The sequence below is a fragment of the Hamadaea flava genome (assembly GCF_024172085.1).
In the GTDB taxonomy this organism is placed as follows: domain Bacteria; phylum Actinomycetota; class Actinomycetes; order Mycobacteriales; family Micromonosporaceae; genus Hamadaea; species Hamadaea flava.
In genome coordinates this window covers 7,491,449-7,513,631 of sequence record NZ_JAMZDZ010000001.1, presented here as the reverse complement: position 1 = coordinate 7,513,631, position 22,183 = coordinate 7,491,449, and the positions used below count along the sequence as shown (strand labels likewise).

The following is a 22,183-nucleotide window of genomic DNA, read 5'->3' as shown; positions in this document are numbered from 1 at the left end:
CGCGCTCATCCAGGATGCGCGATGACTAGCGCTCGGCGAGCAGCGCCGCGACACCCTTGAGGATCCGAACCTCGATCTCCTTGAGGCGCTTGTCGAACTTCACGTCCATGGCGTCCATGCGCTTGTCGAACTTCACGTCCATGGCGTCCATGCGCCTGGTGACCTTGTCGTCCAGTCTGGTCAGCCGTTCACCCAGCGTCTTCAGGCTGGCGCTGACCGTGTCGGCTCGACTTTCCAGGCCGGTGAGCCTGGTGTCTACCGTGACGAGGCTGTGACGCATCTCGGCCCGCAGTGAGTTCTGGCCACTCTCCACTCGCTCAAGGCTGCGCTCGACCGAGTCGAAGCGCTCGTCGACCTGGTCGAAGCGGGCGTCGATGAGCTCGAGGACGCGCTCACCCTGCAGCTGCCTGCTCAGCACGAACTCGGCCACCGGCTTAAGGTACTCCACCCTCGGTGCGTCGATTCCCGCTCGCCAGCCGTCCACGAGACCTCGCAGGTTCTCTTCGGCTTGCCTGTCCACATCGACCGACATTGGACTCCTCCCCCCAGCGAAGAACCCGCCCGAGCGGCGGGTTCTGACAGGCGTTGACGCTACGCCGACCGGACACGAGCGGACAATAGTTCTAGATAGGACATTTCAAATGCGGTAATCCCGCATCTGGTTGAAGATTCACCCCGGCACTCCGGGAATCACTCCCACGCATATGCTGGCGAGCGTGACACGAGCGGCAGACTGGGACGTGGCGGTCATCGGATCCGGGCCGGCGGGCCTCGCTGCGGCGATCACCGCCGCCCGTGGCGGCGCTCGCACCGTGGTCCTGGAACGCGCCACCCACCCGCGCTACAAGACGTGCGGCGGCGGGCTCGTCTCCACCTCGCTCGGGGTCGCGTCCGGCTGGATCTCGGTCCCGGCTCGCGCACAGGTGCGCGCATCGACCTTCACGCTGCGCGGGGGCCGCGAGTTCACCCGCGAAATGGACCAGCCATTGATCTCCATGGTGGTACGCGACGAGTTCGACCACGCGTTGCGGAAGGCGGCGCAGGAGTCGGGCGCGGTCATCCGGGAGCAGGCGTTGGTCCGGTCGATCGGGCAGGACCCGGAACGGGCGGTCGCCCGGCTCGTCAGTGGTGAGACGGTGACCTCCCGGGTCATCATCGGCGCCGACGGCTCCGGCGGAGTCTCCGCGCGCCATGTCGGGGCGACGTTCTCCCAGGTCGACGTGGGGCTGGAGGTCGAACTGCCGGTCACCCGGGCCCGCGCCCGCGACTGGGAGGGCCGGATGCTGATCGACTGGGGCAAACTGCCCGGGTCGTACGGCTGGGTCTTCCCGAAGGGGGATCGGCTCACGGTCGGAGTCATCGGGGACCGCAGCGACGGGTCCGGGCTCAAGGCGTACCTGTCGGATTTCGTGACGAGACTCGGGCTCGACGGGCTGGAGCCGATGCACGATTCGGGCCACTTGACGCGGTGCCGCGCGGACGACTCGCCGCTGGGGCTGGACCGGGTGCTGCTGGCCGGCGACGCGGCCGGACTGCTGGAGCCGTGGACGCGCGAGGGCATCAGCTTCGCACTGCGCTCGGGGCGGCTGGCCGGGCAGACCGCCGCCACCCACCGCAATCGGCCCGCGGAGCTGGTCGGGGCGTACACGCGGATGGTGACCGAGGATCTGCTGCCGGAGATGGCCGCCGGACGGCGGCTGCTGGCGGCGTTCCGTAAGCACCCGGCGCCCTTCCACACCGTGATGGCGACCAAGGCGGGCTGGCGCGCGTTCGCGGGGATGTGCCGGGGCGAGCTGACGTTCGCGGACGCGATGGAGCGCCGCTCGCTGCGCGCCGGGATGGCTCTGCTGAGCGCCATCTGAGGATGATCATCGCGCCGCCATGCTGCTTGAGCGGACAAATCGCGGCGCGAAACATCGTGACTGGCGCACTGATCACGGCACACACGCCAGGCGAATGGCGACCCACGTCACAGTAGCGTTGACGCGGGCGTCAAGGTTTACCGTTGCCGCATGCGCATTGGTGAGCTGGCCGACCAGGCCGGGACGAGCGCCCGCACGCTGCGGTACTACGAGGAGCACGGGCTGCTCAGCGCCCGCCGGACCGCCAACGGCTATCGGGAGTACGGCGAGGACGATCTGCGCCTCGTCCGGGAGATCCGGTCGCTGCTGGAGATCGGGTTCTCGCTGGAGGAGACCCGGCCGTTCGTGGAGTGCCTCCGATCAGGACACGCGTCGGGCGCGCAGTGCCCGGGCTCGGTCGCGGTGCTCGGCCGCAAGCTCGCCGATCTGGATGCGAGCATCGGGCGGCTGGTCGAGATCCGCCGCCGGGTGAGCCTGGAACTGGAGGAGAACGCATGACCCTGTCTGTCACCGACGCCACTTTCGCCGACGAGGTGCTGGGGGCGTACGCACCCGTGCTGGTGGAGTTCTGGGCCGAGTGGTGCCCGCCGTGTCACAAGATGGCGCCGGTGCTCGACCAGCTCACCGGGGAGTACGCCGGCCGCGCCCAGGTGGCGAAGCTCAACGCGGACGAGAACCCGGCCACGGCTCGGGCGTACGGGATCATGGCGATGCCGACGTTCGCGCTGTTCTCCGGCGGCGAGGTCGTCTGGCAGGTGGTCGGCGCTCAGCCGGCGGGCCGGCTGCGGGCCAAGCTCGACGAGGCGATCAGCGCAGCCGCGTCCGGCGTACGCCGATAGGCTGCGCCGCCGGGGCCGACTGCTGTGCCGCGAGGCGCTCGGCGGCCTGCCGATCGAGGAAGGCGCGGGCCGCCGCGTCCTCCTCCTTCGGCTCGGAGAGCAGCGCGTAGAAGAGCAGCACGACGACCAGTACGACGAGGACGATGATCGGCAGCAGCATGGTACCGGCGGTCGCCCCGTGCAGGTGCAGTGTCGGCTGGCCGGCGTTGACGCGTACGCCGGCCATGGCGGTGTAGTGCATGCCGCACACGGCGACGCCCATGACCAGGGCCGACGCGAAGGTGGTCCCGGGCTTGGAGACGACCAGGGTGAACCAGAGGGCCACGGTGGCGGCGACGACCGCGATGACCACGGAGGCGATGACGAGATTGCGGCTGTGCGTGATCGAGCCGTCGACGCGCAGCGCCGCCATGCCGGTGTAGTGCATCGAGGCGACGCCGAGCCCGGTGAACAGCCCGCCGAACAGCACCCGGAGCACGTTGGGCTTGCCGAGGCCGACGATGAACAGTCCGATGCCGACGACCGCGACGGCGAGCACGGCCGACGCCACGGTGATCGGGATGTCGAAGCGCAGGGCGACGCCGTTCACGCCGAAGCCGAGCATGGCCATGAAGTGCATGGTCCAGATGCCGGTGCCGCCGATCGCCCAGGCTGCCAGCATCAGCCACCCGCCGCGACGCGCACCCGGGTCGAGCCGGCGGGCGCGGGCGGTGCAGGTCAAGCCGAGCAGCGAGCCGAGCACCGACACCGCGTACGCGAGGATCGGCGTGATCGGACCGTATGTGAAATGGTGAATCTCAGCCGACAAGACTCCGGCCATGCCTCCCCCTCGAACCGTGCCCCCCGGGCCCCGCACTGGCGGCTGTTCACGCCGATGACAGGGGCCCGGGTCAAGGTAACAGAGCCGGAAGGGGTCTCCGCCTCAGCCGATCACCCGACTGAGGTATAGGCCAGTACGCCACGGTTGATGAGATCCATGGCCTGACGGGCGGTCGTGCGTACGCCGTCGGGCGTGCCCTTGGCCTCACCGATCTGGCCGAGCAGATCGACCACCTGGCGGGCCCAGCGCACGAAGTCGCCGGCCGGCAGTTCACCCTCGAGGGCGTTCGCGCTGGCCAGCACCTTGGCGAGCGGTTCGCCCCGGGCCCACCGGTAGATCGGCCAGACGAAGCCGAGGTCGGGTTCCCGGGTCAGCGGCAGGCCGCGGTCGCGCTCCTCGCCGATGAGCCCGCCGTAGACGCGCAGGACGCCTTCGACCGCGTCGGTGACCGGGCCGCGTGGCAGCGACGCCCGGTCCTCGGACTCGCGACGGGCCTCGTAGACCACGACGGACACGGCGGCGGCGAGTTCGGCCGGGGCGAGCCCGTCGAAGACGCCGTCCCGCAAGACCTCCGCGATGAGCAGGTCGGATTCTGTCCAGATGCGGGCCAGCATCCGACCGGCGTCGGTGACTCCGCCACCGTCCAGCGCCGACACCCCGGGCACGAGGTAGCCACGCGCGGTGAGCAGGTCGCAGACGCGGTCGAAGGTACGCGCCAGCGATCCGGTCCGGCTGGCGACCTTGGCGCGCATCTGGTCGGTGTCGCGTTCGAGCCGGTGCCGGCGCTCGGCCCAGCGGGCGTGGTCCTCCCGTTCGGGGCAGGCGTGGCAGGGGTGCTTGCGCATGAGGTGGCGCAGGCGCAGCAGCTCGTCGTCGTCGCCGGTGGGCGCCTTGGCGCGGCCGCCCCGCCGGCCGGAGCCCCGTCCGCGTTCGAGCCCGAGGGCGGCCAGGCTCGCCGCGATGTCCCGGCGTTCCCCGGGATTGCGGTGGTTGACGTGCCTGGGCAGGCGTACGCGGCCGAGCACCTCGACGGCGACGCTGAACTCCCCTGCAGCCAGCCGGCCGGCCCAGCGGTCCTCGGTCACGACCAGCGGCCGGGGTTCGCCGAATCCGCCGACGCCGGCGTCGAGGATGACGGCCAGCCCGGCGCGGCGGCCGGACGGCACCCGGATCACGTCGCCGGGCTTGAGCTGTTCCAGCGATCGCGCCACTTCGGACCGGCGGTGCTGCTGGGTCTGCTTGGCCAGGTGCCGTTCCCGGTCGGCGATCGCCACCCGTAGCGCGAAGTATTCCGCGAAGTCGCCCTTGTCGCAGCCGGCCTCGTGGGCGTACTGGTCCATCGTCTCGATGTTGCGCTGGACCTGCTTGGCGACGCCGACGACCGACCGGTCCGCCTGGAACTGGGCGAACGAGGCCTCCAGGAGGTCCCGCGCTCGGTCGGCGCCGACCGAGCCGACGAGGTTGACGGCCATGTTGTACGACGGCCGGAAGCTGGACCGCAGCGGATAGGTGCGGGTCGAGGCCAGTCCGGCGACGTGCCTGGGGTCGACGTCCGGGCCCCAGACGACGACGGCGTGGCCCTCGACGTCGATGCCGCGCCGCCCGGCCCGGCCGGTGAGCTGGGTGTACTCCCCCGGGGTCAGGTCGACGTGGGCTTCGCCGTTGTATTTGACCAGTCGTTCGAGGACGACGCAGCGAGCCGGCATGTTGATGCCGAGGGCCAGCGTCTCGGTTGCGAAGACCGCCTTGACCAGGCCCCGGACGAACAGCTCCTCGACGATCTCCTTGAACAGCGGCAGCAGCCCGGCGTGGTGGGCGGCGAGGCCGCGTTCGAGGCCGTCGAGCCATTCCCAATAGCCGAGGGCGTTCAGGTCCTCGTTGGGCACGCTGCTCATCCGGCGTTCGACGATCGCGCGGATCTCGGCGCGCTCGTCCGGGCTGGTGAGCCGCAGCCCAGCCTGGAGGCACTGCTGGACGGCGGCGTCGCAGCCGGCGCGGCTGAAGATGAACACGATCGCGGGGAGCAGGCCCTCGCGGTCGAGCCGTTCGATGATCTCCGGCCGGTAGATCATCGCCTTGCGGCCCCGGCCGCCCCGGCCCCGGCCGCGGATGTCGCCCATCTCCAGGCGGCGGCTGACCTCTCGGGTGTAGCGCAGCAGTTCCGGGTGCACCTCGTGGGACCGGGCCGCCTCGGCGTCGTGGAACAGGTCGAACATCCGCTTGCCGACCAGCATGTGCTGCCACAGCGGGACCGGGCGGTGTTCGCTGACGACGACCTCGGTCTGGCCGCGTACCGTGACGAGCCAGTCCGCGAACTCCTCCGCGTTGGACACCGTCGCCGACAGCGACACCAGGTTCACCGAGTCGGGCAGGTGGATGATGACCTCTTCCCAGACCGCGCCGCGGAACCGGTCGGCCAGGTAGTGCACCTCATCCATGACCACATAGGACAAGCCGTGGAGGGACTGCGAACCGGCGTACAGCATGTTGCGCAGCACCTCGGTGGTCATCACGACCACCGGAGCGTCGCCGTTGATCGCGTTGTCCCCGGTGAGCAGGCCGACCTTGGCCGCGCCGTGCACCTGCACCAGATCGTGGTACTTCTGGTTGGACAGCGCCTTGATCGGCGTGGTGTAGAAGCACTTGCGGCCCTCGCGGAGGGCCAGGTGCACGGCGAACTCGCCGACGACCGTCTTCCCCGCGCCGGTGGGCGCGCACACGAGCACGCCCGAGCCGGCTTCCAGGGCCGCGCAGGCGCGCTGCTGGAAGTCGTCGAGCTGGAATTCCAGACCGGCGATGAACTCGGTCAGCCGGGGCGTCTCGGCCCGGCGCTTGGCGGCCGCGTACCGCTCCGCGGGGCTGGTCATCTCGGACTCCTCACCCAGCCGGGCCTATGGGAACTCCGGGGCCTCCGCGAGGAGGGGCGGCGCAACATACCGCCGAGCCTAGTTGCTGGGGTCCCCAACCTGCATGTAGGTATGGTGCTGGCGTGCCCAACCGAATGCTCCCGGGAGTGCCCGATCGCCTGCTCGACGCCGTGATCTTCGACTTCCACGGGACGCTCGCCACGACACAGCCTCCGGTGACCTGGGTGGGAGCGGCCCTGGTCCAGCTCGGGGTGGCACTGGACCCCGGCCGGCTGACCGTCCTCGCCGACCGGTACGCCACCGCCGGCGGCCTGCCCGGCGTGGCGCAGCGGACCGCCCGGATTCCCATCCACCTCGCCGAGGTCTGGTCGGATCGCGATCTCTCCGCGTACGCCCACCGCGCGGCGTACATCGGGCTGTGCGAGACGGTCGACGCCGGGGTGGACGGACTCGCCGAGGCGATCTACGAACGGGTGCTGACCCCGGAAGGCTGGGTCGTGTATCCCGACGCCGTCCCGACGATCAAGGCACTGCGCGAGGCCGGCGTGTCGGTCGGGGTGCTGTCCAACATCGGCTTCGACATCCGGCCGCATCTGACCGCCTGGGGTCTGGGCGACCTGCCGGTGACGCTGTCCTACGAGGTCGGCCTGATCAAGCCCGATCCGAAGATCTTCCTGCGGGCGTGCGACGCGCTCGGGGCCGAGCCGGAACGGGCGCTGATGGTCGGCGACACCCCGGCCGACGCCGGAGCCGTGCACGCCGGCCTGCGCGCACTCGTCCTGCCGCCGGCCGAACCGGGTCAAGCCAACGGCCTGAGCGCGGCCCTGAACCTGGCAGTCCCCTGCTGAATCCCACCAAAACGGGCAGGCCATAAACCGCTCATACCCACACCGTCAGCCGAGCACGCGGAGTGCTCCGGGCACGGCGGTGAAGGTGACCGGCAGGGGCAACGACTGCTCCCCGTCGGCGTAGCTGGTGATCCCGTCGCACTCGACCGTCATGACGCGGCCGCGCAGCTGCCGAACCGCCGGATGGGCGACGTGCGTTCCCGCGTACACCTGGGGCTTGATCCGCATGAGTGTGAACCGCGAGACCGGACCGGCCAGGACCAGGTCAAGCAGGCCGTCGGTCGGGTCCGCGGCCGGGCAGATCCGCATGCCGCCGCCGTACCGCGCGGTATTGCCGACCGCGACCAGCACTGCGTCCAGTTCCTCGGCGACGCCGTCGACGGTGATCCGGTAGCGGCGCGGCCGCATCCGGGCCAGCTCCAGCACGATCGCCACGTCGTAACGACGCGGGCCACGCGGGAACCGCATCCGGTTGGCCAGCTCGTTGACCAGCGTGTCGAAGCCCAGCCCGGTGACCCCCACGGACCAGCGCACGACACCGTCACGCTCCAGCCGGGCAAGATCGAAATCGCGGGTCTGCCCGCTTCGCAGCGCGGCGGCGGCGCTTTCCAGAGCTGCCCGCGGGTCCGCCGGCACCCCCAGACACGCGGCGACATCGTTACCGGTCCCAGCCGGCACGATACCCAGCGGCACGCCCGTCCCGGCCACGGCCTGCACCGCGCGATGCAGCGTCCCGTCCCCGCCCACGCTGATCACAGCTCGCGCGCCGCCGGCGACCGCCGCCCGGCACGCGGCTTCCGCCTCCTCAGTGGTACGCACAGCGAGCACCTCGGCGTCGGCGCCCAGCACCCGCGCGACCTGATCACGCAGATGCGCATGGCGACCCCGACCCGCCGTCGGGTTCATCAGCACCGCCACCGACCCCATCACTCCGCCCTCTCCCACCCCGCCCTCTCTTCCGCGCGACCTTTTCCCCGCGATCATGAACTAACGGTCGTGATCAACCGGTGTGTCGTGTCCCCAGCGTCATGATCGTTCCCACGAACGGGTGATCGACTTCGCTGCTGGATGCCACGGCTCGACGAGGTGTGGGGGAAGTATGCGTGAGCCCCCGCCCTTGGTGCAGGGGCGGGGGCTCACGTTCGATCGGATCGACCCGGTTTGCGGGTGGATCAGGTCATGTCATCCCAGCGGTTCGGCTGACGCTCGATCCGCTCAGGCTGCTCGACCGGGGCCGGCTCGTCGATCACGGACGGGGTCGCGACCGGCTCCGCGCCTTCGATCGGCTCGGGATCGTATTCGAGCTGCGAGGCCTGGTCGTCACCGAGATCCGGGAACTCGCGACGGTGCTTGCGAGCACGCCGCTTGTCATTGAGGATCGCGATGCCACACGCGATGAAGTAGAGAACCATCAGCGCGCAAGCGAGCAGGGTCATGCCGAACGGACCCGGGTCGGGTGTGGTGATCGCGGCGAACGCGAAGAACACGATGATCGCGACCCGCCACCAGCCGATCATCCGCTTGCCGGAGACCATCCCGGTGAAGTTGAGGAGCAACAGCAGCACCGGGAACTCAAACGAGAGCCCGAAAAGTAGGACGAGGTTCGTGACGAAGGAGAGATAACTACTGGCTTCGAGCGACGTGGCTTTGACCGCGCCATGGGTGAGCAGGAACTCAAGGCCCTTGCTGACCACCAGCGAGGCGAGCACCGCGCCCGCGAAGAACAGCGGCACGGCGATCGCGCCGAACATGTACGCCCACTTGCGCTCATGCTTGTGCAGGCCGGGCGCGATGAACGCCCAGAGCTGGTACAGCCAGAACGGCGCGGCGACGATCAGACCGCCCCACAGGGCGATCTTCATGCTCATCAGGAGCGGATCCGTCGCCTTCAGGACGACGAAGTCGCAGGTGCCGTCGCCCTTGAGGTCAAGGCCGCAGTACGGCTCCTTGATGAAGTCGAAGATCTGGTCCGAGAAGTAGAAGGCGACGAAGAAGCCGACCACGATCGCCAGGACCGCTTTGGTCAAGCGACTACGGAGCTCCCGGATGTGCTCGATAAGAGTCATCGAGCCGTCGGAGGCCCGATCGAATTGGGTCGGCTTCTTCTGCCGACGTGCCGGGGTAGTCACGCCGGTGCCGACCTCAGCGGTCGGCGACGCGCTCGCGCTGCACCGGGTCGGCGTTCTGCTGAACCTCACCGGTCAGCGGCGCACGGCCCGACTGCGCGTCGGCCTTCTCGACCAAGTCTTCCTTGGCCTTGTCCTTCTCGTCGTCCATCAGACCCTTGGTCTCGGCCTTCATGATCCGCATCGACCGGCCGAGCGAACGGGCCGCGTCCGGCAGCCGCTTCGAGCCGAAGATGACCACGATCACAACAACCAGAAGGATGATGTGCCACGGCTTGAGGGCGCCCATGTCGTGCTCCAAGTGTGATCAAGTTAAGGGGCTGGTGTTTCGGCCCCATCCTACGTGCGTTTTGCCGGATCGCCACGTCCGTTGGTGGCCACATCCGCACCGGCTGGTGAAGTGTTGACCATCGCGGGAGCGACGTCAACCGACTCCCTGTTCCTTTTTGGCACGTTTGGCCGTTATTTCCGCCACACCCGCCTGGACCAGTGCAATCTTCTGCTGTAAGGCGGCCGATTGTGCTTGGAGTCCGCTGAGACGTTCCTGAAGGCGCTGGGCATCCGCCACCCGGCCCTGCAGATCGGCCTGGGCCTGCTGAAGGGCAGGTAGGCGGCGTACCACCGAACGGGCCGCGAAGGCGAGCACGGCGACACTGACCACGATGAGCGCTAGCACGATCCAGCCGATCACGACCGCACCTTACCCCCGGATCGGGGCGCTCTCACTAGGCGGCGCGCCGCCTGCTCCAGTACACCCCGAAGATCGGGATCACGGCGAACGCGGTCAAACCGATGACCGCACTGTGGAAGTCGCCGAGGAACTCCAGGCCCAGCACCGCGAGCGGTGGCAGCACGCCGAGCACGACCAGGGCCGCGATGTCGGCGAACCGGATGGCCAGATGCTGGCCGAACTGCTTGCCGAGCGGGCCGTCGGTCTCGGCGTACCAGGCGTCCATCGGGATGTCGCCGGAGTCGGCGACCCGCCGCCACTGCACGTCCAGCCCGAGCCGGCGGCCCAACGCGACGCGCAGCGAACGGTCCCACCGTCGCCGGTAGACGATCGAGAGCACCAGGTACGCCGAAAGCCCAACGACGGCAACAGCCGCCTGTACGCCGAGGGGGATCTCCACGGCGCAGACGTTAGGCGACTCAGGCGTACGCCGCGAGAGCCTCCAGGACCGCTCCGCGTACCGATTCGGCGAGTTCTTTCGGGGCGATGACGTCCACACCCGGGCCGAGGCCGAGGACGAACCGCCGGGCCCAGTCCAGGTCGCTGACTCGCAGTGTGACGAGCCATTCTTCCGGGGTGATCTCGTCGACCGACTCGACCGGGTAGTACTCGGTGATCCACCGGTCGCCGCGGCCGATCCGGATGGTGATGCTCGGCAGTTCGTGCGAAGGCCGGAAGACCTGCTCGTCGACGACGCTCGACTGGGCCTGCGGCGGCGGCGCGGCCGGCTCGTCCAGTTCGGTGAGGGCGTCGATGCGGTCGATCTTGAACAGCCGGACCGCGCCGGCCCGGCGGCACCAAGCCTCTACATAGGAGCGGTCGGCCACCACGATGACCCGCATCGGGTCGATGACCCGCTCGGTCGACTCGTCCCGGGTCGCCGTGTAGTACGTGATCCTCAGCGCGCGCCCCCGATCGACGGCCGCCCGGACCGTCGCGAGCCGATCGTCGGCGGAGCCGCCGTCGGGCGACTGCACCGCGATCGGGGCGTCGGCGACGTCTCCGGCAGCACTCTCGATCTTGGCCAGCGCCCGCAGGATGGCGTCACGCTGGGCGATGCCGGGCGTCTCGGCCAGCATCCGCAACGCCACCACCAGCGCGGTCGCCTCGTCGGGCCGCAGCCGCAGCGGGCGGTCGATGCCGGCGTCGTAGGTGATGGTGACCCGGTCGCCGTCGAACGCCATGTCGATCAGGTCGCCGGGGCCGTAGCCGGGCAGGCCGCAGACCCACAGCAACTCCAGGTCGTCGCGTACCTGGGCCTCGGTCGCGCCCAGGTCGGCGGCCGCCTGCGCGACCTCCACGCCCGGCCGGGCCAGCAGGTACGGCACGAGGTTGAGCAGCCGAGCCAGCCGCTCCGACGAAGTGGTCCCCGGACGCGTCATGCCGCGATCTCCTGCGCGGAACGGGTCTGCGCCGGATCTTGATCCGACCCGGCGAGCTGAGCCGGCAGCTCGGTCGCACCCAGCTTCTCGGCCAGTCCGGCCATGTCCCGCAGGCGGCACACGATCGCTTCGCGGACCTCCTCGGGCTCCAGCACGAGGACGTCCGGCCCGTAGCGGACCAGCCATGCGGCCAGGCCGAGGGGTTCGGCGTATCGCAGGGTGAGGATGTCGCCGTCAGGCGTCGCCTCGACCTGCTCGGCCCAGCGGCGTACCCCTGCTGCTCGCCCTGGACGGGCCAGGACCCGCGCGGACCGGGTGCGCTCGTGCGGGCCGGACCACCGCGCGACGTGGCTGATCAGATTGAGATCGGCCGGCGGCGTGTAGGCGTCGGTCGGGCCGACCAGCCGCACCGCCCCGGTGATCCGCGACAGGCGGAAGCAGCGGGTGGCACCCCGGTCGGTGTCGTTGCCGACCACGTACCAGCGGCCGCGCCAGCAGACCACACCCCATGGCTGAAGGTGCCGGGTGGCGGAAGCGTCCTGCTCGGGAACGCGATAGTTGAAGGTGACCGCGCGGCGCTCGCGGGCGGCGTTGGCCAGCGGGGTGAACGCCGGGTCGACCGCCACGACCGGCTCCACGCCGAGGGTGGCCTCGCCGTCGACCTCGATGCCGCCGGCTCGCAGCTTCGCCAGACCCGAGCTGGCGGCGGCGGCCATGCCCGCGTGCCGCCACAGGCGCGCGGCCACGCCAACGGCGGCCGCTTCGTCCGGCGCGAGCGGGATCTCGGGCAGGCCGTAGTCCCGGCGCGCGATGCGATAGCCCGGCTCCGCGTCGAACACGCTCGCCGTGCCGATTTCCAGTGGTACGCCCAGCTCCCGCAGCTCAGCCTTATCCCGTTCGAATTTGCGCTGGAAGGCCTCGTGCTCGCGGGGATCGTCGGAATCGTGCTCGTAACCGGGAACGGTCGCGGCGATCTGGGCAGCCGTGAGGAACCTGCGCGTAGAGAGCAGGCAGATCACCAAGTTGACGAGGCGTTCGGTCCGGCTGCGCGACACAGAGCAACGCTAGCAGCGTCCGCGCGCGGCGTCGCCCCCGGCTCCCGAAAAGATCGAACTAACGTTCGGAAGAGTGACAATCCGTGTGCGAGCGCTGCGCTCCGAGCGACTCGTGGGCCGCTAGGGTGTCGTGGTGATCAGGTGGCGGCAGGGATCCGTGGAATCGGTGGGCCGGCGGTGGCGCGGCGCGGTCGAGCTGGAGGTACGCCTGACGCAGCGGACACCCGACGACCCTTCGTCGGTGCGGGCGCTGGCGTACCCGGCGCTCGTCGGCGAGCCGGAGACCGGTGACCGAGTGTTGCTGAACGCCACCGCTCTGGCACTTGGCCTGGGAACGGGCGGGTACGCCCTGGTCGTGGCCCTGCCGGACCGGCTGCCGCCGGACCCGTCCGGCCCCGGCCACATCGTCAAATCGCGCTACACCCCGTTACAGACTGTGACGCTCGCCGCCGACGAGGAGGATTCGCCGTTCCGTTCCAAGCTGGTGGATGCCGACGGCCTCGGCGGTATGCCGGTCGTCCTGGCCGACCTGCATTCGGCACTGCCGGCGATTCTGGCCGGGATCGACGCCACCCGCCCGGGTACGCGAGTGGCGTACGTCATGACCGACGGGGGCGCGCTGCCCGCCTGGTTCTCCCGATCGCTGTCCGAGCTGACCGAACGGCTGGCCGGGACGGTGACCGCCGGGCAGGCGTACGGGGGTGACCTCGAGGCGGTCAACGTCCACAGCGCGCTCCTGGCCGCCCGGTACGCCCTCGACGCCGAGCTGACCATCGTGGCGCAGGGACCGGGCAACCTCGGCACCGGCACGATCTGGGGATTCTCCGGCGTCGCCGTCGGCGAGGCGGTCAACGCGGTGGCGACCCTGGGCGGGCGGCCGGTCGGATCGCTGCGGATCTCGGAAGCCGACGCCCGGGAACGCCACCAGGGCGTGTCACACCACAGCCTCACCGCGTACGGGCAGGTGGCGTTGGCCAGAGCCGACCTGCCCGTCCCAGCTCCCCTGGCGGCCGGACTGTCGTCGGACCTGGCCCCCCTCCAGGCCAAGCACCGGCTCGTGGAGGTCGACTGCGCAGGGTTGGACGAGGCGTTGCGGGCGTCGCCGGTGAAGCTGTCGACGATGGGGCGGGGGCTGGACGGCGATTACGCGTACTTCCTCGCCGCTGCCGCGGCCGGACGCCACGCTGCCGCGCTGCTCCGACACCGAGTGCGCTGCCGTGACCAAGCGCGGTCGCGGGGTTGATCACGCGCGGTCGGGGGGCGCGGAGTTGATGAGGGCGGTCGCCGCGGCCCGGAGTTGATCAGGGCGGCGCGGAGTCGATCAGGGTCGCGGGGACACGACACGCCGGTCGATCACGACCGTTAGTTCATGATCACGCGGAAAGAGCCGAGGCACGCGGAAAGAGCCGAGGCACGCGGAGGGAGCGGAGAGCGCGCAGGGGGGCGAGGGGGGAGGCCGGGTCAGGCGAGGGCGACGAAGAGGGTGAACCCGACCACGATCGCGATCAGCACAGCGAGCAGCACCCAGGTCGGCACCTTGTACTCGCCGCGCCGGTTCCGCTCGATCTCGGCGCGGATCTTCGCCTTGCGGCGTTCCCATCGGGGCTGGACCTCGTCCATCCGGCGGCCGAAGATGTCGCGCTGGATTCGCCGCTGGGATTCGGTGGGCGGGGTGTCGTTCTCGCTCATGGTGGGCCGAAGCCTACACCCCGCCGCCCGCGTCCTGGAGGGGATGCGGGCGGCGGCTGGTGCGGTCACATGCTGGCGATCAGGCGGTCCACCCGCTCGTCGTGCGCCCGGAACGGGTCCTTGCACAGGACGGTCCGCTGGGCCTGGTCGTTCAGCTTGAGGTGGACCCAGTCCACCGTGAAGTCGCGGCGCTTCTCCTGGGCGTGCCGGATGAACTCGCCCCGCAGCCGGGCCCGGGTCGTCTGCGGCGGAGTCTCCTTGGCCTCGTAGATGCGCAGGTCGTGGACGGCTCGCTCGACCTGGCCCCGCTTCTCCAGCAGCGGGTAGAGTCCCCGGCCCCGACGGAGATCGTGGTACGCGAGGTCGAGCTGGGCGACCCGGGGGTGCGCCAGCGGCAGGTCGTTCTTGGCCTGGTAGCGCTCGATCAGGCGCAGCTTGGTGACCCAGTCGATCTCGCGGGAGACCGGTTCGAGGTCGCCGGTCTCGACGGCGGTGAGCACCCGGCTCCAGAGGTCGATGACCTTCTTGGAGACGTCGTCATGGGTACGCTTCGCGACGAACTCGGCGGCCTTGGCGAAGTACTCCTGCTGGATCTCCAGCGCGCTGGCCTCCCGGCCGCTGGCCAGCCGGATGCGCCGCCGGCCGGTGATGTCGTGGGAGACCTCCCGGATGGCCCGGATCGGGTTCTCCAGCGACAGGTCGGGCATGGCGACCCCGGCCTCGATCATCCGCAGGACGATGTCGGCCGACCCCACCTTCAGCAGGGTGGTCATCTCGTTCATGTTGGAGTCGCCGACGATGACGTGCAGGCGCCGGTAGCGCTCGGCGTCCGCGTGCGGCTCGTCGCGGGTGTTGATGATGGGCCGGCTGCGGGTGGTAGCGCTGGACACGCCCTCCCAGATGTGCTCGGCGCGCTGGGACAGGCAGTAGACCGCTCCCCGCGGGGTCTGCAGGACTTTCCCGGCTCCGCAGATGAGCTGGCGGGTGACCAGGAACGGGATCAGGACGTCGGCGAGCCGGCCGAACTCGCCGTGCCGGCTGACCAGGTAGTTCTCGTGGCAGCCGTACGAGTTGCCGGCGGAGTCGGTGTTGTTCTTGAAGAGGTAGATCTCGCCCGCGATGCCCTCGTCGTGCAGTCGCTTCTCGGCGTCGACCAGCAGACCCTCGAGGATGCGCTCGCCGGCCCGGTCGTGGGCGACCAGGTCGAGCAACGAGTCGCATTCGGGGGTGGCGTACTCGGGGTGCGAGCCCACGTCCAGGTAGAGGCGGGCACCGTTGCGGAGGAAGACGTTGCTAGAACGGCCCCACGAGACGACCCGCCGGAACAGGTAACGCGCCACCTCGTCCGGCGACAGCCGACGCTGCCCCCGATACGTGCAGGTGACGCCGTACTCCGTCTCGATGCCGTAGATGCGCCGGTCCATCCCCAAACAGTACGCGAGATCACCTGCGAAGGTCACGCACGTAGCGCATCGACGTACGCACGGTAGTCCGCATAGGACGGAAGCAGGCCCTGAGCGGCCGCTTCCGCGAGCGACGGCGCGGCGGAATCGCGGGCCGACAGCAGGGGCGAGTCGGCCGGCCACACGATGCCCAATTCGGGGTCCAACGCGTTCACCGCGAACTCCCGCGCCGGGTTGTAGACCTCCGAGCACAGGTACGCGATCGTGACGTCGCCGGTCAGCGCGCAGAACCCGTGCCCCAAGCCTTCGCCCAGGTAGATGGCGTTGCGCTCGGTCTCGTCGAGCTGGGCGGAGGTCCACTCGCCGAACGTCGGGGACCCCACTCGCAGGTCGACGATGACGTCCAGCACCGCTCCGCGTACACATGTCACGTATTTGGCCTGGCCGGGCGGCACCTGAGCGAAGTGGATCCCGCGGACCGTTCCCCCGACGGAGGTCGAGATGTTGGCCTGCGCGAGTCGCAGCGGATGCCCGACCACGGCCTCGACCTGCTCGAATCGGTACCACTCCAGGAAGACCCCGCGCGGATCGCCGTGCTGCACCGGGACGAACTCCCAGGCGCCCTCGATCTTCAGCTCGTTGACCTTCATCGCCGACCGTCCCCCTCCGGTTTGCGCGCGACAGTGACGAACTCGTTGTATGTGAAGGACCGTCCGGCTGACCTCGGCAGCGGGAACGAGTACTGCCGGACGAGGTCGAGTCCCAGGCGCTTGCAGTCGTCGGCGGCCTCGGCGAACCCGACGAACCGGACGTGTGTGGCGTCGCTGGCGTAGCCGCGTTCCTGCGGAGTGATGAGCACGAGCCGCCCGCCGGGCTTGAGGCAGGGCAGGTAGGGGGCCATGACCTCGTCGAAGTCGGCGGCGTCCAGGTGCTCGGCGAGGTGCGCCGCGAGCAGCGAGTCGAAGGAACCGGGCCGCGCGTGGCCGTCGCGGAAGAACTCCTCGCTGGTGTACGCCTCCAGCCCCAGCTCGCGGCACACGTCGATCGAGGTCGGGTTGTGGTCGACGCCGACGCCGCCGGGGCCCAGGTGGGCCAGGTTCCGGCCGACGCCGCAGCCGACGTCGAGGGTGCGGCCGAGGCCCAGACGGCGCAGGTTCCACCGGTAGGGCGCCTGCACGTTGAGCGCCCGCTTCCACCACACGCCGCTCTTGGTCGTGAGCCGATCGGTATAGGCCTGCGTTTCCGTCCCAGCGCCCGCTTTGGCTGGCGACGACGCTTCGTCGGTCACGGTGGATCTCCTCGTCTGCTGCGGCCTGGGGACCCAGGCGATCAGGGGCAGGCCGCCGGGCGTCGTCTACGCTGGCGCCTACTATGCCCTACTCTCCCCAGGCGGTGAAGCGGTGAGCCAGGCGCAGCTCACCGACGAAACCGCGGTCTCCGTCCAGAGCGTCGCCCGGGGCGCGAGTTCGATCGTGGTCGGGCTGGCGGTGCTCGGCGCGGCCGGATACGCGTTCCTGACGATCACGGCGAAAATGGTCACCCCGGCCGAATACGCCACGCTGGCCTCGCTCTATCTGCTGATCGTGGTGTTCGGCGCGGGCCTGTTCGCCAGCGTCGACCTGGAGATCAGCCGCCTGGTCAGCCGGGGCCTCGCCCAGGGGCAGCCCACCGGCACCGCGGTGCGCCAGCTGCGCTTGATCGCCGCCGGGCTGCTCGTGACGGTACTGGCGGTGCTCGGCGTGGCCGCGGACCCGCTGTCGCGGCGCGTGTTCGACGGCAACCACTGGATGGTGGTCGGCCTGGCTGCGGCCTGCGCCGGTTATGCGGTGATGAGCCTGCCGCGCGGCACCTTCGCCGGACGCAGCGAGCTGCGCCGATACGCGGCCACGATCGGCGGCGAGGGCCTCGGACGGCTGCTGCCCTGCCTGGGCCTGGCCGTCGCCGGGGTCCATCTGGCGTCGGCGTACGGCATCGGCGTCGGCATCGGCCCGCTGCTCGCGGCGGTGGCCTGCCTGCCCTGGGTCCGGCTCGGCCCGGCCGGCGGTCAGGTCGCGTGGCGCGGCCTGCTCGCGGCGGTCGGCTGGCTGGCCGCGTCCAACCTGCTCTCGCTCGGCATGGCGAACCTCGGCCCGGTCGTGGTCAATGCCCTGCTCACGGACGACCCCGGCCGGGCCGGGGTCTTCGCGTTCGCCTTCGTCCTGGCTCGCATCCCGCAGTTCCTCTTCACCAGCGCCCAGACCGTGCTTCTCCCGGCTCTCTCGCGCGCTGCGGCCACGGGGGATCACCGTCTCCTGCGCCAAGGGGTACGCCAAGCGGCGTACCTGGTTTCGGGACTCGGCGCTCTCGGCGTCCTGGGCACGGCGGCGCTGGGCGGCTTCGTGCTGCGGATGATCTTCGGCGACGCGCATGGCATCGGCGCCCTGGACCTGGCGTTGCTGGCACTCAGCGCGGTCTTCGGCATGGCCGTCGCCGTGCTTCAGTCGGCACTCCTGGCCCTGGCCCGGCACCGGGCCGTGACAGCCGGGTACGCCGTGGGCATGGTCAGCTTCCTGGCCTGCTTCCTGCTCCCGCTGGAGCCGGTCGCCGCCGGGCTGACGGCGCAGCTGGTCTCGGCCGTGGTGACCGTCGGGTTCATGTACGCCGTGTTCCGCCGGGCGGCCGCGGACTGAGCTTCCGCCCGGACGGCGGTCAGTGCTGCTTTCGCCCCGGCGGAGGTCAGTGCTGCTTTCGCCCGTCGGTGGTCAGTGGTGCTTCCGCCCCGGCGGTGGTCAGTGGTCGGTCAGCAGGCGCAGCAGGTAGTCGCCGTAGCCGCTCTTGCGCAACGGCTGGGCCAGCGATCCGAGGCGGTTGTCGTCGATGAAGCCGGCCCGCCAGGCCGCCTCCTCCACGCAGCCGATCTTGAGTCCCTGCCGCTCCTCGATGACCCGGACGAACTCGGCCGCCTGCATCATCGACGAGAAGGTGCCGGTGTCGAGCCAGGCGGTGCCCCGGTCGAGCACCGTCACCGACAGTTGCCCGGCCTGCAGGTACGCGTCGTTGACCGCGGTGATCTCCAGTTCGCCCCGGTCGCTGGGCTTGAGGCCGGCCGCGATGTCGACGACCTGGTTGTCGTAGAAGTACAAGCCGGGAACGGCGTACCGGGACTTGGGCTCGAGCGGCTTCTCCTCGATCGACAGCACCCGCCCGTCCGGGGCGAACTCGACCACGCCGTAGTCGCTCGGATTGGCGACCTGGTACGCGAAGATCCGGCCACCCTCCAGCCTCTCGTGCTCGGCGAGCTGCCGGCCGAGGCCGACGCCGTGGAAGATGTTGTCGCCGAGGATGAGCGCCACCGGTTCGTCGCCGATGAAGTCGGCCCCGATCACGAACGCCTGCGCGATGCCCTCCGGCTTCGGCTGTGTCGCATATCCGATGCTCAGTCCCCATTGGCCGCCGTCGCCGAGCAGCCGCTGGAACTGCGTCGAGTCCTCCGGGGTGGTGATTACCAGGACCTCGCGTACGCCCGCCATCACGAGCGTGGTCAGCGGGTAGTAGATCATGGGCTTGTCGTACACCGGCATGAGCTGCTTCGACACCGCTCGGGTGATGGGCCACAGTCGCGATCCGGTACCACCGGCCAGCAGGATTCCGCGCATGAGGGGACAGGGTACTAGCCAGCGTGTCGGCTAGACTCCCGGACCGTGAGACTCCTCGTCACCGGCGGTGCCGGCTTCATCGGCTCGGAATATGTCCGGAACATCCTTCAGGGTGTGTACGGCCCCGCTGAGACGGCGGTCACCGTCCTCGACGCGCTGACCTACTCGGGCAACCGCGCGAACCTGGACCCTGTCGCCGACCACCCCGGCCTGACCTTCGTCCACGGCGACATCTGCGACGCCGAGCTGGTCGACGGCCTGATGAGCGGGCACGACGCGGTGGTCCACTTCGCCGCCGAGACGCACGTCGACCGCTCGATCACCGGCTCGGCCGCCTTCGTCCGGACCAACGTGCTGGGCACCCAGGTGCTGCTGGACGCCGCGTACCGGCACGGAATCGAACGTTTCGTGCACGTGTCGACCGACGAGGTCTACGGCTCCATCGACGAGGGCTCCTGGACCGAGGACTGGCCGCTGGCCCCCCGGTCGCCGTACTCGGCCGCCAAGGCGGGCTCCGATCTGCTGGCGCTGTCGTACTTCAAGACGCACGAGCTGGACGTCGTGGTCACCCGCTGCTCCAACAACTACGGGCACTACCAGTTCCCGGAGAAGGTCGTCCCGCTGTTCGTGACGAACCTGCTCGACGGCAAGAAGGTCCCGCTCTACGGCGACGGCCTGAACGTCCGCGACTGGCTGCACGTGTCCGACCACTGCCTGGGCATCAACCTCGCCCTGGAGAAGGGCCGGGCCGGTGAGGTCTACCACATCGGCGGAGGCACCGAGCTGACCAACCGGGAGCTGACCGAGATGCTGCTGGCCGCGACCGGGCGCGACTGGTCCTCGGTCGAGCCGGTCGCCGACCGCAAGGGCCACGACCGGCGCTACTCGCTGTCGATCGAGAAGATCCGCGACGAGCTGGGCTACGAGCCGCAGGTCACGCTGGCCGACGGGCTGGCCGCGACGGTCGCCTGGTACCAGGGGAACCGGTCGTGGTGGGAGCCGCTGCAGGCGAAGGCCGCGCTGATCAAGTGAGGATCCTGGTCGCCGGCGCCGGCGGGATGCTCGGTCGGCGCCTGTCCGTGCTCCCCGGATGCCACGGGGCGGACCGGGCTGCTCTGGACATCACCGACCGGTACGCCGTCGCCGAGGCCGTGACCGGGTACGACGCCGTGATCAACGCGGCCGCCTGGACCGACGTCGACGGGGCCGAGACCCGGGAAGCCGAGGCGACGGCGCTCAACGGCGACGGCCCGGCCAACCTCGCCGCCGCCTGCGCCGCGAGCGGGGCCGTGCTCGTGCACGTCTCGACCGATTACGTCTTCGCCGGGGACGGGAAAGCGCCCTATCCGGAGGACGCCCCGACCGCGCCGATCAACGCGTACGGGCGCAGCAAGCTCGCCGGGGAGTTGGCGGTGCGGCGGCTGCTGCCTGATCGTGGTCATGTCGTCCGCACGGCCTGGCTCTACGACCGGGACGGCCGGAACTTCCTGACCACGATGCTGCGGCTGGCCGACACTCAGGACACCCTGGACGTCGTCGACGACCAGCGTGGGCAGCCGACCGGCGCGCCTTTCCTCGCCGCTCAGCTCGTCCGGCTGGCCCAGGCGGCGGTCGCCGGGCACACCCCGGCCGGGATCTATCACGGCACCGCCGCCGGTGAGACGACCTGGTTCGGGTTCGCCCGGGAGATCTTCGCGCAGGCCGGGCTGGATCCGGAGCGCGTACGCCCGACGACCACGGACCGGTTTCCCCGCCCGGCGCCCCGACCGGCGTACAGTGTCCTCGGTCACCGCCGCTGGGCAGCGGCGGGGCTGACCCCCCAGCCCGACTGGCGCGACGAACTACGCGACGTCCTGACCGGAGGACCCGTGGCATGACCCTCAATGTCACAACCATGATCTGCGGGCTGATCCTGCTCGTGGGCATCCTCGAGCTGTTGCGGCGGCGGCAGCTGCGCGAGAAGTACGGCATGCTCTGGATCGGCGTCGCGCTGATCATCGTGCCGTTGTCGATCTTCCCCAGCCTGATGGACCGGGTCGCCGGCTTCGTCGGCGTGGCCAGCGGCGTCAGCCTGGTGCTGTTCGCGGCCATCGTCTTCCTCCTGCTGGTGTGCCTGCACCTGAGCTGGGAGGTGAGCCGGTTGGAGGAGGAGACGCGGACGCTCGCCGAGGAGATCGCGCTGATCAAGATCAAGATCGACGCGGACGAGACGGTGGGTGCGCACGATGATCAGCGGTAAGCGGGTTCTCGTCGTCATCCCGGCGTTCAACGAGGCCGGAGCGATCGCCGGCGTGATCGGCGAGGTACGCGGCGAGCTGCCCGGCGTCGACGTGCTCGTGGTCGACGACGGCTCGGCCGACACCACCGTCGTCGAAGCCCGCAAGGCGGGCGCCCTGGTCGCCCGGCTGCCCTACAACCTCGGCGTCGGCGGGGCCCGGCGGCTCGGCTTCCGATACGGCCAGGACAACGACTACGACGTGGTCGTCCAGTTCGACGCCGACGGTCAGCACGACCCCCGCTACATCCCCCAGCTGATCGAAGCCCTCGACACCGCCGACGTGGTGATCGGCGCCCGATTCGCCGGGGAGGGCGACTATCGCGTACGCGGGCCGCGGGCGTGGGCGATGACGGTGCTGTCCGGCGTGCTCTCCCGGGTCGCGAAGGCCCGGCTGACCGACACCACCTCCGGCTTCCGGGCGGCCAACCGCAAAGGCATCGACCTGTACGCGCAGTGGTTCCCGGTCGAGTACCTCGGCGACACCGTCGAGACGATCGTGCAGGCGGTCCGCGGCGGGCTGACCGTGCGGCAGGTCCCGGTCGCCATGCGCGCCCGGGTGGCCGGCAAGGCGAGCCACTCCCCCGTGAAGGCCACGGTCTACCTCGGGCGGTCCTTCGCGGTGCTACTCCTGGCGCTGGTCCGGCGCTGA

25 protein-coding genes are annotated in these 22,183 nt (G+C 70.2%); 10 read left to right on the top strand and 15 right to left on the bottom strand.

The window, feature by feature from the left end; translation table 11 throughout:
* Positions 1-25: 25 nt before the first annotated feature.
* On the bottom strand, positions 26-532 hold the full coding sequence (locus HDA40_RS35140) for a hypothetical protein (RefSeq protein WP_253762142.1): 507 nt from the start codon (positions 530-532) through the stop codon (positions 26-28).
* A gap of 172 nt (positions 533-704) precedes the next feature.
* Here HDA40_RS35140 and HDA40_RS35135 point away from each other — a divergent pair, with 172 nt between their 5' ends.
* The 3 genes from HDA40_RS35135 (at position 705) to trxA (ending at position 2,701) form a co-directional block, all read left to right on the top strand.
* Complete coding sequence (locus tag HDA40_RS35135; protein ID WP_372503072.1) at positions 705-1,862, top strand: geranylgeranyl reductase family protein; 1,158 nt, start codon at positions 705-707, stop codon at positions 1,860-1,862.
* 150 nt (positions 1,863-2,012) lie between these two features.
* Positions 2,013-2,360 (top strand): MerR family transcriptional regulator, encoded by a 348-nt coding sequence (locus HDA40_RS35130; protein ID WP_253762138.1) that lies wholly within the window; start codon positions 2,013-2,015, stop codon positions 2,358-2,360.
* A complete protein-coding gene (gene trxA, locus HDA40_RS35125) occupies positions 2,357-2,701 on the top strand; it encodes a thioredoxin (protein ID WP_253762137.1) in 345 nt (114 codons plus the stop codon). The genes HDA40_RS35130 and trxA overlap by 4 nt, the downstream gene beginning before the upstream one ends.
* On the opposite strand, the gene HDA40_RS35120 is transcribed toward trxA, so the two are convergent.
* On the bottom strand, positions 2,670-3,521 hold the full coding sequence (locus tag HDA40_RS35120; protein WP_253762136.1) for an MHYT domain-containing protein: 852 nt from the start codon (positions 3,519-3,521) through the stop codon (positions 2,670-2,672). The two genes, trxA and HDA40_RS35120, sit on opposite strands and share 32 nt — an antisense overlap.
* Positions 3,522-3,631: 110 nt before the next feature.
* A complete protein-coding gene (locus tag HDA40_RS35115; RefSeq protein ID WP_253762134.1) occupies positions 3,632-6,388 on the bottom strand; it encodes a DEAD/DEAH box helicase in 2,757 nt (918 codons plus the stop codon).
* A gap of 134 nt (positions 6,389-6,522) precedes the next feature.
* On the opposite strand from HDA40_RS35115, the gene HDA40_RS35110 reads away from it, so the two are divergent.
* The gene (locus tag HDA40_RS35110; protein ID WP_253763924.1) at positions 6,523-7,236 is read left to right on the top strand and encodes an HAD family hydrolase; all 714 of its coding nucleotides are present in this window, start codon (positions 6,523-6,525) and stop codon (positions 7,234-7,236) included.
* Positions 7,237-7,281: 45 nt separating this feature from the next.
* Here HDA40_RS35110 and HDA40_RS35105 read toward each other — a convergent pair whose 3' ends face one another.
* From HDA40_RS35105 to HDA40_RS35075, 7 genes are all read right to left on the bottom strand, one after another.
* A complete protein-coding gene (locus HDA40_RS35105; protein WP_253763923.1) occupies positions 7,282-8,163 on the bottom strand; it encodes a diacylglycerol kinase family protein in 882 nt (293 codons plus the stop codon).
* A 245-nt stretch (positions 8,164-8,408) separates the two neighbouring features.
* Complete coding sequence (gene tatC, locus HDA40_RS35100; RefSeq protein ID WP_253763922.1) at positions 8,409-9,302, bottom strand: twin-arginine translocase subunit TatC; 894 nt, start codon at positions 9,300-9,302, stop codon at positions 8,409-8,411.
* A 76-nt stretch (positions 9,303-9,378) separates the two neighbouring features.
* Entirely contained in the window at positions 9,379-9,651 is a 273-nt protein-coding gene (gene tatA / locus HDA40_RS35095; RefSeq protein WP_308197800.1) for a Sec-independent protein translocase subunit TatA, read from the bottom strand.
* Between the two features lie 135 nt (positions 9,652-9,786).
* On the bottom strand, positions 9,787-10,053 hold the full coding sequence (locus HDA40_RS35090; RefSeq protein ID WP_253762133.1) for a hypothetical protein: 267 nt from the start codon (positions 10,051-10,053) through the stop codon (positions 9,787-9,789).
* Positions 10,054-10,087: 34 nt separating this feature from the next.
* The gene (locus tag HDA40_RS35085) at positions 10,088-10,492 is read right to left on the bottom strand and encodes a hypothetical protein (protein ID WP_253762132.1); all 405 of its coding nucleotides are present in this window, start codon (positions 10,490-10,492) and stop codon (positions 10,088-10,090) included.
* 19 nt (positions 10,493-10,511) lie between these two features.
* The gene (locus HDA40_RS35080; RefSeq protein ID WP_253762131.1) at positions 10,512-11,474 is read right to left on the bottom strand and encodes a helix-turn-helix transcriptional regulator; all 963 of its coding nucleotides are present in this window, start codon (positions 11,472-11,474) and stop codon (positions 10,512-10,514) included.
* Positions 11,471-12,529: a helix-turn-helix transcriptional regulator gene (locus HDA40_RS35075; protein ID WP_253762130.1), complete on the bottom strand. Its 1,059-nt coding sequence runs from the start codon at positions 12,527-12,529 to the stop codon at positions 11,471-11,473. The genes HDA40_RS35080 and HDA40_RS35075 overlap by 4 nt, the downstream gene beginning before the upstream one ends.
* 133 nt (positions 12,530-12,662) lie before the next feature.
* Between HDA40_RS35075 and HDA40_RS35070 the strand changes: the two genes are divergently transcribed.
* The gene (locus tag HDA40_RS35070) at positions 12,663-13,772 is read left to right on the top strand and encodes a DUF3866 family protein (protein ID WP_253762129.1); all 1,110 of its coding nucleotides are present in this window, start codon (positions 12,663-12,665) and stop codon (positions 13,770-13,772) included.
* A 218-nt stretch (positions 13,773-13,990) separates the two neighbouring features.
* Here the strand turns inward: HDA40_RS35070 and HDA40_RS35065 are convergent, their stop codons facing one another.
* The 4 genes from HDA40_RS35065 to HDA40_RS35050 form a co-directional block, all read right to left on the bottom strand.
* Positions 13,991-14,218, bottom strand: coding sequence for a hypothetical protein (locus HDA40_RS35065; RefSeq protein WP_253763974.1), 228 nt, complete (start codon positions 14,216-14,218; stop codon positions 13,991-13,993).
* A 65-nt stretch (positions 14,219-14,283) separates the two neighbouring features.
* Positions 14,284-15,642 carry a Pup--protein ligase gene (gene pafA, locus HDA40_RS35060; RefSeq protein ID WP_253762128.1) on the bottom strand — a complete coding sequence of 453 codons (1,359 nt, stop codon included), beginning with the start codon at positions 15,640-15,642 and terminating at the stop codon, positions 14,284-14,286.
* A gap of 32 nt (positions 15,643-15,674) precedes the next feature.
* Positions 15,675-16,271 (bottom strand): dTDP-4-dehydrorhamnose 3,5-epimerase family protein, encoded by a 597-nt coding sequence (locus tag HDA40_RS35055; protein WP_253762127.1) that lies wholly within the window; start codon positions 16,269-16,271, stop codon positions 15,675-15,677.
* On the bottom strand, positions 16,268-16,909 hold the full coding sequence (locus HDA40_RS35050) for a class I SAM-dependent methyltransferase (RefSeq protein WP_253762125.1): 642 nt from the start codon (positions 16,907-16,909) through the stop codon (positions 16,268-16,270). The genes HDA40_RS35055 and HDA40_RS35050 overlap by 4 nt, the downstream gene beginning before the upstream one ends.
* A 112-nt stretch (positions 16,910-17,021) precedes the next feature.
* On the opposite strand from HDA40_RS35050, the gene HDA40_RS35045 reads away from it, so the two are divergent.
* Positions 17,022-18,290, top strand: a complete 1,269-nt coding sequence (locus tag HDA40_RS35045; RefSeq protein ID WP_253762123.1) for a lipopolysaccharide biosynthesis protein — start codon at positions 17,022-17,024, stop codon at positions 18,288-18,290.
* A 99-nt stretch (positions 18,291-18,389) separates the two neighbouring features.
* Here the strand turns inward: HDA40_RS35045 and rfbA are convergent, their stop codons facing one another.
* The gene (rfbA, locus tag HDA40_RS35040; RefSeq protein ID WP_253762121.1) at positions 18,390-19,256 is read right to left on the bottom strand and encodes a glucose-1-phosphate thymidylyltransferase RfbA; all 867 of its coding nucleotides are present in this window, start codon (positions 19,254-19,256) and stop codon (positions 18,390-18,392) included.
* Positions 19,257-19,301: 45 nt separating this feature from the next.
* On the opposite strand from rfbA, the gene rfbB reads away from it, so the two are divergent.
* From rfbB to HDA40_RS35020, 4 genes are read left to right on the top strand one after another with little or no spacing between them, the layout of a single operon-like run.
* Positions 19,302-20,288, top strand: a complete 987-nt coding sequence (gene rfbB, locus HDA40_RS35035) for a dTDP-glucose 4,6-dehydratase (protein WP_253762120.1) — start codon at positions 19,302-19,304, stop codon at positions 20,286-20,288.
* On the top strand, positions 20,285-21,133 hold the full coding sequence (rfbD, locus tag HDA40_RS35030; protein WP_253762118.1) for a dTDP-4-dehydrorhamnose reductase: 849 nt from the start codon (positions 20,285-20,287) through the stop codon (positions 21,131-21,133). Before rfbB ends, rfbD begins: the two co-directional genes overlap by 4 nt.
* Positions 21,130-21,495 carry a DUF2304 domain-containing protein gene (locus tag HDA40_RS35025; protein WP_253762117.1) on the top strand — a complete coding sequence of 122 codons (366 nt, stop codon included), beginning with the start codon at positions 21,130-21,132 and terminating at the stop codon, positions 21,493-21,495. Before rfbD ends, HDA40_RS35025 begins: the two co-directional genes overlap by 4 nt.
* The gene (locus HDA40_RS35020) at positions 21,482-22,183 is read left to right on the top strand and encodes a glycosyltransferase family 2 protein (RefSeq protein ID WP_253763921.1); all 702 of its coding nucleotides are present in this window, start codon (positions 21,482-21,484) and stop codon (positions 22,181-22,183) included. Before HDA40_RS35025 ends, HDA40_RS35020 begins: the two co-directional genes overlap by 14 nt.